Below are 10,235 nucleotides of genomic sequence, written 5' to 3' on the forward strand. Positions count from 1 at the left end.
TGGCGATCCGCAGAACGAGCGGACGCGGCAGTTCCTCAGTGCCGTGCTGGAAGCGAGGTAGCGAATACGCGGGGCCTCGGAGCACCGCAACGGCGAGAATGGCTTGCTGAGCAACGTGTCTCCCACTACAACCGGGTCTCCGCGAGCTATCTTCAATAAAGGGGAGGATAGGAGCTCCACAGCACTCACCCTCGCCGATATACTGCTCAGCGCAAATTTCGACATCGCGGCAACGCCGCCGGTGACGTAGACATAACTCTCCGGCAGACGTGGGGAGGAGTTCCGGCTCAGGCTGCAAAACATCCAGCGGATCGGCGCCTTCAACTGGGTAAAACAGTCAAAGCCATCTTCAACCGGCCGGGCGAGGCGGCGTCGTCTGCGGCTCGATCAGCAATCGGATTAGGAGAGCGGCGGTGCTGGGATTGAAGTGGTGAATACGATAGCTCGGGTTGCGGTTGCGGCACGAGATCATGAACCCGGGTGGGTGAGCTTCTTCCTCGGTAGGCTTGATACCTCGATCTGGATGACGACCGCGTGGTGAAGCAGGCGATTGAGCAGCGCTGTTGCAACAATGGGATCGCCCAAGACCTCGCCCCGTTCGGCGAATCCGGTTTGAGGTGAAATGATGGCGCGCTATTCATATCGGGCGTTGACAAGCGGGAAGAAACAGATTGCCGCCGCCGCGCGCGACTGCGAGATCGCCGACTTCATGACGACGACCAGCGAGGCCAGTGCCGCGCCCGGATTTGTTCGACCATTTCGGCATCGAGCTGGACGTGCCGATCGAAGCCGAAGCGAGCGGCATGGATGGCGAATACGCTTACGCAGCTGCTCTTCGCGTACGGCCTCAGCGAGCGAGGCGAGGACGTCGCGAGCTTCGAGAAGTAGACGCTCTTTGCGGCTTTCACGGCTTCGATAGGGGGTGTGGTCGCCACGTGGCTCTTGCCAGCCGGGCCGAGAAGAACCTCAGCTCGGCCAGCGCCATGATGCGGTCTTTATCGAGCGATAGCTGGAAGGCGAAGTCGAAGCCAACGAGCGTCTTGATGGCGGTGAGGCGCGCCTTCGTCAAGCGCCAACTTGATGCGCTGCTATCGCGCAGGGTGAGTCGTCGAGCAGCAGATGGTGGGAGACCTCGATTCCGTCGATCTCGCCTTGCTTGATGCGCCGCAGCGCCGCGTCGCGCGCTTCGAGGACCCGTGGCACGCGTAGCCCAACCAGGCTCTTCCTGATGCTGTCGATAGTGGGCGGGCGAATGCGCATGACCGGCTCCCCACAACGCCAGCCGCGTGGCGACGTTCTGGTTAGGTCGTGTGATCACCTTGCGACCTGGTCGCCGAGGCGGCCGACGATGTCGGATTGAGTTTTGCGGTTGCTTGGCGTATTTGCGGACCGTCGTGGATCGCGGCCCGTTCGCCGGCCGATTGCGGTCACCGGCGGACCCTGACAGAGTAGATACAATATCATCAGAAGTTCTCCAAGTTGGAACACCAGCGCCGCTCCCGTCCTGATGGAATCGGCATGGACATCGACACCGCGGTAGAAGCGCCAACCAGGGAATTTTCGCGCCGCGCCGGCGCAGAAAGCGCGACAGCACCGCCGGATCGGCCGTGACCCCGTGGTCGTCCCGAAGACGCGCTCCTAGGTTCGCTTGGCCTGTCAATCGCGCGAACCAAGAACCCCACAGAGGCTGAAAGCTTGCCGCTACGGGGCGAGCAGGTTTGGCGCAGCAGTGCAACCCCGTCTCCGTCTGCCGCTGCATGAAACTTGCGCTCACCCAAAAGGGCGCGCCACCGCCTGACGCTACAATCCGCTCCCGCAGGTCCGGACGGCGGGTGATAAGCCGGTGATCAAAACAGTTGCGACAGATCCTTCAAATAAATTTACAGAGTCTTCGCGATAACCAAATCGCTGACAATGCTAGGTTCACCACAGCGTTTGAGGTCAGGCACGGATAAAGAGCTGATGCCGATTTAACACTCAGACCGCCGCACAGCACGCTACGACGAGGTTAACAGCAAATGGCGAAAAGAGCGCTCATCCTGATTGAAGGCACGACGAGCAATGGTGCACGATACGTGAAAGCAGCCCAGCGTCTTGGTCTTCATCCAATTACCCTGTCGGCTGATCCAGCTCAGTACAACTATCTTGCGGCGGAAAACATTGAGGCAATCCGTGTCGATACAAACAATCTCGATGCGCTGTTCCGCGAATGTTCCCGGCTGGCTGCGACCTATGACATTGCCGGCATTACAAGCGCGAAGGAGGAGGTCTATGCGACAGTTGGCAAGCTCTGCCTGCATTTCGATCTACCGGGACCGGACCCCGCATCGATTGAGCGATGCTGCGACAAATTCACTCAACGTCAGCTCCTCGCGGAGGCCGGGGTTCCAATCCCTGCTTATCGCTTGGCAGCGAATGCGACGGACGTTGAAAGCGCTGCCGCGGAGATCGGCCTGCCGGTTATTCTTAAGCCAGCCGTCGGCATCGGCAGCAGCGGTGTCCGATTGTGCCGCGACGTTGATGAGTTGACCGAACATACGACCTATCTGTTGGGCGGGAAGCACATATGGCGCTCACCTCCGCGGATACTGGTCGAAGAATTCGCGCATGGCCCCCTTTATTGGACTTATATAATGGGAAATGAGATCATTGGGATTGAGGCGGCCGACTTCGGCCCTCTACCGTATTTTGTCTATCGTGAGGGCATCTTTCCGGCGGCTCTGACTGATGACGAGCATGAGCGTATCGCCGATCTTTCGCTGAGTTGTTTGCGCGCTCTCGGCCTTGGCTGGGGGCCAACGAATATTGAATTCCGGTGGACGAAGCTTGGCCCAGTCGTCATTGAAGTCAACCCGCGTCTTGCTGGCGGTACTCAGCCAGTTCAGTTGGCTTATGGTATTGATCTCGTCACCGAGCACATCAAGCTTGTTATCGGCGACGAATGGGATTTGCGCAAAAGGCATTCGCACACTTCGGCCTGGCGGTGCCTACTTCCTGATCGGGATGGGACCCTGGATTGGATTAATGGCGACGGTCGGGCGGCGGCTATACCAGGCGTCGCCGAGGTCAAACTTTTTGTTAAACCCAAGACGCCGATCGTAAGGAAAGGCGATTACCAAGACGCTATGGGATTTGTTATCGCCGCTTCACCCAACCTTGCTCATACTAAGGCGATACTTCAGCGTGCCGTCGACTTGATCAATTGGTCAATCACACCATTTCCGACTAGGGGCGAATAGGACAATGTGCGGCCTTTACCTCCCCGACTGAAGAGAAGCGGTGATCACACCGGAGGCGATTGCGGCAGGATGCCTTCGAAGAAAGCGCAGCCGCGTCCGGTCGCTTTGGGCGGTCATCGAGAATGGGGTCAAAGTGCTGAAGCGAGGCGGAGACGGAAACGATCACATAGGGCATCGTCAGCAAACTGGTGAAGCTGCCCCAAAGGAGAATTACCTGTTTCGAGGCCACCCGCCTCGCAGATGGATTACTTTGGCAATGAAAATCACGCCCAACCTTGAGTCTCGAGCGCTACAACATCGGTCCGCAGTGAAGCGCTAACCGAGCACATGATGTCTTCGCGACCGAGGGGGTCGAGCGCAGCGTCGGTGCGATGGTAAAGCTCTTTGGTGGCAGCAAACGTGTCTCCCGGGCTTCATAGTGGTAAACTGAGTGTTCCGCGCGCGGCAAAGACAAATAAGATGAACGCGGCAGGCGCGACGAAGCCGGTACAACGCAGCCATTAGATCGGAGGTCGAGAGTTGCCATCAGCCAGCAGATGGCGACAGTTTGCATTACCAGCCGAGGGAGGTGACTTGAAAGCCCAGCCAGATAGAGCGAAATGCCGGATTCCCGAGCGGTGGCGAAATTGGATCCGCATCTGCGCCCGCCAAACTGTTCATTCAATCTGACTCTCGCTCAAGGTCCGTCGCATTCCTCTACAGCCGGAAGATGCCGCCACCACTAGTCTCTCATGTTCCCTGTCAAGGCTGAGCGCAAGACGATGGTCTGCTCGGCGTGGGCGAAGCAGTTGGATCGGCTGAAGCTGCACAGGGCTGGGGGTGGAGCTCAGAGACGACGGCTGATCAGACTCTCATCCGCGGGTTCGATACCGCCTTCCGTGTCTTCGTCTCGGGGCTGTCCTCTGTCTAGCCTCACGGCGTTGCGTTCGGCCAGCGCTTTATAGCCCGCGTATCCGTCGACCTGCAGGGTTCCGACAAAGCCCTGAAGATGCCGGATCGGTTTCTCGGCCTTGCGGTCCGGTGCGTAGAGATAGGCGACGTCTGGCGGATCGGTCCCGCCCCACGGGCGCTCGTCACGGGCGTAGGCGAACAACTGTCCCGTCTTGGTCCGCCCCCGGCCCGGATCGAGTACGGGAGCGGTGGTCTCGTCGGCGAAAGAGCTTGTCCGCGCCTTCAACCGCTCGACCAGCCGCTCATGCACCGGCTTCAGGAGGAAGGCAGCCTTGCCGACCCAGTCGGCCAGCGTCGAACGGTCGAGGTTAACGCCCTGGCGGGCGTAGATCTGGGCCTGACGATACAGGGGCAGATGGTCGGCATACTTCGACACCAGCACATGAGCCACCGTGGCCTCTGTGGGAATGCCGCCCTGGACCAGGCGGGCTGGAGCCGGCGCCTGGATCACTACCTCTTCGCAGGCGCGACAGGCATACTTCGGTCGACGGGTGACGATCACCCGGAACTGGGCGGGGATCATGTCGAGACGTTCGGAGAGGTCCTCGCCCATTACATGCAACTGGCCTCGGCAACACGGGCAGATCTTGTCGGCTATATCGATTACCTGCTCAACGCGCGGCAGATGGGCGGGTAACGAGCCGCGGTTGGCGCGGCGCTTGCGAGCCCGGGCATCCCGCTTTACAGGGTCTGCGGCTCCGCGCTGGCGAAGCCCTCCGCCTCTACCTGCTCGGCTTCCTCCAGCCCCAGAAGAAGCTGGTCCTCAGGCAGGCTCTCCGCCCTTCGCCCGAAGCGATAGCGCTGCAACTCCCTTGATGATTTGGCGGAGCCTCTCATTCTCCACACGCGCGGCCAAAAGCATCGCCTGAAGCGTGTTAGGGATCGTCGGGAAGGGCAGAGGCCGCGTCGGTCACGAACAAGCATGGATAGTGATTTGGCAACGATGTGATGGTCAGCTCGCCGCAATAGGAACACGCGTCTCGCGCGTCTCGTGCACCCGCCGCCAGTCGAGGCCTTCCAGGAGTGCCTGCAACTGTGCCGCCGTCAGTCGCACGACGCCGTCGGTAACGCCCGGCCAGCAGAACTTGCCATCCTCCAGCCGCTTGGCGAACAAGCATACGCTCGTGCCGTCGAAGTAGACGAGCTTGATGCGGTCGGCCCGCTTGGCCCGGAACACGTAGACCGCGCCCGAGAACGGTTATGTGGCGCGCCACATAACCGTTCTTATGCGTCGGGCGAGATTATGTGGCGGAGCCGCCCTGACCGCTTTCGGGCCGGCCAAATCCACCTTGCCTCCGCTACATAATATTTCATGCCTCTCTCATGGCGCGGGATTCCCCTGTGCCACAACGCCGGAGGGGCAGAATGCTCGAGTTCTATTTTTCCTATTGTGGGGTGCTCAAGCGCCTGCGTAGCGGTGCACTCGGTGGCGAGATGGATCGCCTCGCGGAGCATTTTTTCGCCCTTGGTTACAAGCGAGCGTCCGCCAAGATTTACTTGAGCCGGATCGCACGCTTTAGCCAGTTTGCCGCAACGCGCTGTGGTCGGATGCCGATCCATCAAGATGTCGTCGACAGCTATTTATGCACGTTTACTACAGATTCTCCACGCATTGGGGCAGCATCGGCGCTGGGACATGCACGGCGAGTGGCTCCGGAGCGCTTCATTGCTTCCGCTCCCAGGGTAGATGATGATCCGGATACTCCGCTTCTGACCTCATTTTCCGACTATTTGCGCAAGGCGCGAGGACTTGAGCCGAAGACCCGCGAAGGCGTTCTACTGGGCGGCCGCCGCTTTCTGGATTGGTTCCGCCATCATCATCCCGGTCAAAACCTCGAGGCGTTGACGGCTGAGCACGTCCTCGCTGCTGTCGAGCATCGGCTGTCGCTATCGGCGACCACCGGCACCCGCACGGCGGCGACTTCTCACATCCGAACATTTCTTCAGTTTTTATGTTGGGCTGGCCACCATGACCAGGATCTCGACCGCGTCGTCCCAAGGACGCCTCATTGGCGTTTGGCGCATTTGCCGCCGCGCCTTGCATGGGATGACGTTCGGCGCGCAATCGATGCGATCGGCGCAACGACGCCGGTCGACATCCGCGATCGAGCCGTCCTGCTGCTACTCGCCACCACGGGCATTCGCAACGGTGAGCTACGCGCCATTCAGCTGCAGGATATCGACTGGCGTGCTGGCGAGGTTTCTGTCCGGCGCACCAAGGGCAAGCGGGATCGGGTGGCGCCGCTGCTCGAGGAGACCGGCGCCGCGCTCGCCGACTACGTCCTGCGCGCTCGACCGAAGGTGGATAGTCCGTATCTGTTCCTGTCCTTCACGCCGCCCGTGGCAGCATTCAAATGCGCGTCGCCTGTTTCGAGGATCGTGCGGAAGTGGTTGCGACATGGCGGGGTTGAACTCGGGCGGGTCGCAGGTGCGCATCTCCTGCGCCACAGTCTTGCCACCCAGCTCGTCAAGCAGCGAAGGCCGATCAACGAGGTCGCCGATCTTCTCGGGCACCGAAGCATCAACACAACGGCACTGTACGTAAAGGTCGCGACCTCGCAGCTCGCCGAGGTCGCACTCCCCTTTCCGGGAGGCGTCGCATGACCGCCTTTGCCCAATTCCTCGGCGAGAAGGCCGAGCGGTACATCGAGCTGCGCCACTCCCTCGGCTACCCCTTCAGCAAGCAAGCCGGCACGTTGCGGGCTTTCGTCCGCTACGTTGGGCGCGCTCAGCTCGATGCGCCCGCTACCCGGACGATGGCGCTGGACTTCGTCCTCTCGTTCAGCGGCGCCGCGAACAGCCGCGCAATTCGCCATGGCGTGCTCCGCCGGTTTTACGAGTATCTCGCCGTCTACGACGCCCGGACCGAGGGCTTGGAGCGCAGAGCTTTCCCCAGATCCAGAGCGATTCCGCCTCCGCGTATTCTCAGCGAGGCTGAGTTGACGTCACTCATCGACGCATGCGCCCGCATTTCGCCTAGCATCCCTCTGCGAGGGCGGACGATGGCGACGCTGATCGGATTGTTGGCAAGTTCAGGGCTGCGATCGGGCGAAGTAGTCGGGCTCGATCGTTCCGACGTTGATCTCACCAACGGGGTTCTCCTCGTTCGGAAGACAAAGTTCCGCAAGGACCGTCTCGTTCCAGTTCACACGACAACGCAGTGTGCCCTTGGTTGCTATGCCCGTGAGCGCGACGCCGCTTTCCCCATACCCAAGGATCAGGCCTTCTTCCTCAGTTCCCGGGGCAACCGCCTCTCGGCGACCGGCCTGCAAAACGGCTTTGCCGAGGTCCGTAAACTCGCCGACTTTGATGGCGGTAAGCCGTTAAGGCCGCACGATCTCAGGCACCGGTTTGCCGTGACCCGCCTCAGCCTCTGGCACCAACAGCGCGCAGACGTTCAGGCGCTATTGCCTTTGCTCGCCACATATCTCGGCCACGTTAGTTACAGCGACACGGCCTACTACCTCACGGGCTCGGCGGAGCTCCTCGCTATCGCGGCTGAGCGTGCCGCCCTCGATGGAGGCGCAGCATGAGCGAACACCTGCTCCTGGCGCCGCTCCTGGAGTCCTATTTCCGCCGGCGCCTGACGAAGCAGCGCAATGCGACTCCCGCAACCGTGGCCAGCTATCGCGACGCCTTGCGCATGCTGATCCTCTTTGCCGCCGACCGGTTGCATAAGAAGCCGGCGGCGTTGGCGCTCGAAGATCTCGATCGAGACCTCGTTCTCGCTTTTCTCGACGAACTCGAGGAGAAGCGGAACAATTGCGTCGCCACGCGCAACGCCCGCTTGGCCGCGATCCGGTCTTTTTTCCACCACGTCGCTGCCGCCGACCCGGCGTCCTTCGGTGTGGCCCAACGCGTGCTGTCGATTCCCATTAAACGGGCACACACCGAGGTAACGCACCATCTCACCAAGGCCGAAGTGGATACCCTCATCGCGGCGCCCGATCCAAAGACGCCTCGTGGTCGGCGCGACCGAGCCTTTCTGCTCTTCCTGGCACGGACCGGCGCCCGGGTCTCGGAAGCCACCGGCGTCAACGCAAATGACCTTCAGTTGGAGCGCTCTCACCCGCAAGTGCTGCTGCGCGGCAAGGGGCGCAGAGACCGCGTCGTGCCCATTCCTAAGGACCTGGCGCGAGCGCTGACGACCTTGTTGGGCGAGCGCGGGATCACCCATCACGAGCCGCGACCGATATTCGTCGGCGCCCGCAACGAGCGCCTGACTCGCTTGGAGCGACCCATATCGTGCGGCGTGCGGCGGCCGAGGCCGTGCCTATCAGGCCAGCCTTGGCCGACAAGCCCATATCGCCGCACATCTTCCGGCACTCCCTCGCCATGAAGCTTCTCCAGTCTGGCGTGGACCTTTTGACGATCCAAGCCTGGCTCGGGCACGCACAGGTCGCCACGACCCACCGCTATGCCGCAGCGGATGTCGAGATGATGCGGCGTCAACGGCGATCACGGCGCGCGATTCCGACCGAATGACTCCGTTCTGCAACTGCTGAACTCCATCTGAATATTATGTGGCGGAGGCAAGCTGGGTTTGGCCGGCCCGAAAGCGGTCAGGGCGGCTCCGCCACATAATCTCGCCCGACGCATAAGAACGGATCCGCGCCCATCGCCTCGCGCACGAGCGCTGCCAGACCTTCCGCTCCCTTGCGGAAGTCGACGGGCTTCGTCACCACCATGATCTTGACCGCTCCCGTTGGCCCGATCACGACGTTGCCCTCAGCGCACGGATCACAGCTGCAACCGTCTTCGAATCCGCCCCACGACCTACCCGCATTGCGATGCCGTCGATCTCAAGCTCGATCACACCAGCGTCTCGAGCCGGCTCCCGCTTCCTTGGCTGTGGCCGATGCTTCGCCGCGTGCTTCGGAAGCGCTGCCGTCACCACCGCCGGCACGAACATGGACTCCGATACCGCTGCCTCCCCCATCGGCCGGCGAGCAGCCCGGCGCCAGGTGAACAATTGCTGCGGGGAATGTCCATACCGGCGTGCCACAGCACAAACCGTCTCGTCCGCCTCGTAGCTCTCCGCCACTATCCGGGCCTTCTCCTCCGGCGGCCACTCACGCCGCCGACCCGAACCAGTGAAGATTTCCAGCCGACGGACCGGCTCCTCGTCCTTGGACTTAAGCGTAAACTCTGAAATCGTCATATGTCGAAGCCCTCAAAGGCCTCGAACATCGTCCCTTACATCCACGCGCGAAAGGTGCCGCCGGGACAGCGCTTACTCTGCTGCGCCATATGCGCGAAGCTCTGGCGGGCAAGCCAGCGACGGTGCGCCAATGTTCAATGACCGCCGCCCTCGTAGATCCGGCCATGCGCAGAAGGAAGGAGAGCAGTTGCTGGCGTTTACGGCGCAGATCGTCGCCTGCAGTTTCCCGAGCATCGCGGACAGCCTCATGGAGGACGTCCGGCACCCACACCCCAGTCAGCTCGCCCGCCCGATGCAGCCGCGCCAGCGTGACCGCGTCCCGTCGGTTCGTCTTGATCCGCTCGCCCGACCCCTTCGGGATCAGGGCCGGCGCAACCACCATGCAGTCCTGACCAAGATCGCGAACCTGCCGGCACAACCCGTAACCCGTCGGCACGGCCTCGAAGCAGACGTGCAGTCGATCATACTTCTGTCCCAGCTTCTTGATCGTCCGCTCTATCGCTGCAGGACTATTTTCGACCTCGCCGACAAACCGGACCTCGCCGGTGCGGCCGCCCTCCGCCATCGCCACCGCGTGCTTCTTCTTGGCTACATCAAACGCGACAAACGCTTCGCTACACTCTCCCATGGCTCGCCCTCCGTGCGCGAGGATCGGCTCGGCCCATCCGAGCAACCCTCGTCTCTTAATCGAACGAAAGGGCGGGCCACTGATCTCAGCCCTGGAACATGACGTCTAGGCTAGCTTGACCTTCCAAAAAATCAGCTGTGTCCACCAACAGGACGCAGTTGCTATGCATCAACCTCGAGGTCGACGGCCGTTTGAACTGGATTTTTCTCCATACTGGCCTGCACAGCGCCAATGCTCTCGCGAACGATTGACAAAC

10 protein-coding genes and 3 pseudogenes are annotated in these 10,235 nt (G+C 61.4%); 5 read left to right on the forward strand and 8 right to left on the reverse strand.

The window, feature by feature from the left end; translation table 11 throughout:
- Positions 1 to 468 precede the first annotated feature (468 nt).
- The 3 genes from P3C39_RS32720 to P3C39_RS32730 all read right to left on the reverse strand — a co-directional run bounded on the left by P3C39_RS32720 (position 469) and on the right by P3C39_RS32730 (position 1,260).
- Complete coding sequence (locus P3C39_RS32720) at positions 469 to 585, reverse strand: ATP-binding protein (RefSeq protein WP_275955070.1); 117 nt, start codon at positions 583 to 585, stop codon at positions 469 to 471.
- A gap of 319 nt (positions 586 to 904) precedes the next feature.
- On the reverse strand, positions 905 to 1,069 hold the full coding sequence (locus tag P3C39_RS32725; RefSeq protein ID WP_164781826.1) for a hypothetical protein: 165 nt from the start codon (positions 1,067 to 1,069) through the stop codon (positions 905 to 907).
- Positions 1,066 to 1,260, reverse strand: a complete 195-nt coding sequence (locus P3C39_RS32730) for a hypothetical protein (protein ID WP_127382843.1) — start codon at positions 1,258 to 1,260, stop codon at positions 1,066 to 1,068. The genes P3C39_RS32725 and P3C39_RS32730 overlap by 4 nt, the downstream gene beginning before the upstream one ends.
- Before the next feature lie 758 nt (positions 1,261 to 2,018).
- On the opposite strand from P3C39_RS32730, the gene P3C39_RS32735 reads away from it, so the two are divergent.
- Positions 2,019 to 3,239, forward strand: coding sequence for an acetyl-CoA carboxylase biotin carboxylase subunit family protein (locus P3C39_RS32735; protein ID WP_127382844.1), 1,221 nt, complete (start codon positions 2,019 to 2,021; stop codon positions 3,237 to 3,239).
- 907 nt (positions 3,240 to 4,146) lie between these two features.
- Here P3C39_RS32735 and P3C39_RS32740 read toward each other — a convergent pair.
- Positions 4,147 to 5,104 (reverse strand): annotated as a pseudogene (locus tag P3C39_RS32740) (IS66 family transposase); the annotation flags it as partial.
- Between the two features lie 38 nt (positions 5,105 to 5,142).
- A pseudogene (gene tnpB, locus P3C39_RS32745) lies at positions 5,143 to 5,376 on the reverse strand (IS66 family insertion sequence element accessory protein TnpB); the annotation flags it as partial.
- A gap of 179 nt (positions 5,377 to 5,555) precedes the next feature.
- Here tnpB (P3C39_RS32745) and P3C39_RS32750 point away from each other — a divergent pair.
- The 4 genes from P3C39_RS32750 to P3C39_RS32765 are packed head-to-tail and all read left to right on the forward strand — an operon-like array spanning position 5,556 to position 8,675.
- Positions 5,556 to 6,794, forward strand: coding sequence for a site-specific integrase (locus P3C39_RS32750; protein WP_127808925.1), 1,239 nt, complete (start codon positions 5,556 to 5,558; stop codon positions 6,792 to 6,794).
- Positions 6,791 to 7,723 (forward strand): tyrosine-type recombinase/integrase, encoded by a 933-nt coding sequence (locus tag P3C39_RS32755; RefSeq protein WP_275955069.1) that lies wholly within the window; start codon positions 6,791 to 6,793, stop codon positions 7,721 to 7,723. Before P3C39_RS32750 ends, P3C39_RS32755 begins: the two co-directional genes overlap by 4 nt.
- Positions 7,720 to 8,529, forward strand: a complete 810-nt coding sequence (locus P3C39_RS32760; protein WP_275955068.1) for a tyrosine-type recombinase/integrase — start codon at positions 7,720 to 7,722, stop codon at positions 8,527 to 8,529. Before P3C39_RS32755 ends, P3C39_RS32760 begins: the two co-directional genes overlap by 4 nt.
- Positions 8,460 to 8,675 (forward strand): tyrosine-type recombinase/integrase, encoded by a 216-nt coding sequence (locus P3C39_RS32765; RefSeq protein ID WP_275955067.1) that lies wholly within the window; start codon positions 8,460 to 8,462, stop codon positions 8,673 to 8,675. Before P3C39_RS32760 ends, P3C39_RS32765 begins: the two co-directional genes overlap by 70 nt.
- A gap of 116 nt (positions 8,676 to 8,791) precedes the next feature.
- Here the strand turns inward: P3C39_RS32765 and tnpB (P3C39_RS32770) are convergent.
- The 3 genes and pseudogenes from tnpB (P3C39_RS32770) to P3C39_RS32780 form a co-directional block, all read right to left on the reverse strand.
- A pseudogene (tnpB, locus tag P3C39_RS32770) lies at positions 8,792 to 8,908 on the reverse strand (IS66 family insertion sequence element accessory protein TnpB); the annotation flags it as partial.
- Complete coding sequence (locus P3C39_RS32775) at positions 8,905 to 9,351, reverse strand: transposase (protein ID WP_275955066.1); 447 nt, start codon at positions 9,349 to 9,351, stop codon at positions 8,905 to 8,907. The gene P3C39_RS32775 and the pseudogene tnpB (P3C39_RS32770), both read right to left, overlap by 4 nt.
- Positions 9,326 to 9,979: a transposase gene (locus P3C39_RS32780; protein ID WP_346016469.1), complete on the reverse strand. Its 654-nt coding sequence runs from the start codon at positions 9,977 to 9,979 to the stop codon at positions 9,326 to 9,328. The genes P3C39_RS32775 and P3C39_RS32780 overlap by 26 nt, the downstream gene beginning before the upstream one ends.
- Positions 9,980 to 10,235 lie beyond the last annotated feature (256 nt).

It is taken from the genome of Mesorhizobium sp. XAP4 (assembly GCF_029269325.1).
Taxonomy (GTDB): Bacteria; Pseudomonadota; Alphaproteobacteria; order Rhizobiales; family Rhizobiaceae; genus Mesorhizobium; species Mesorhizobium ciceri.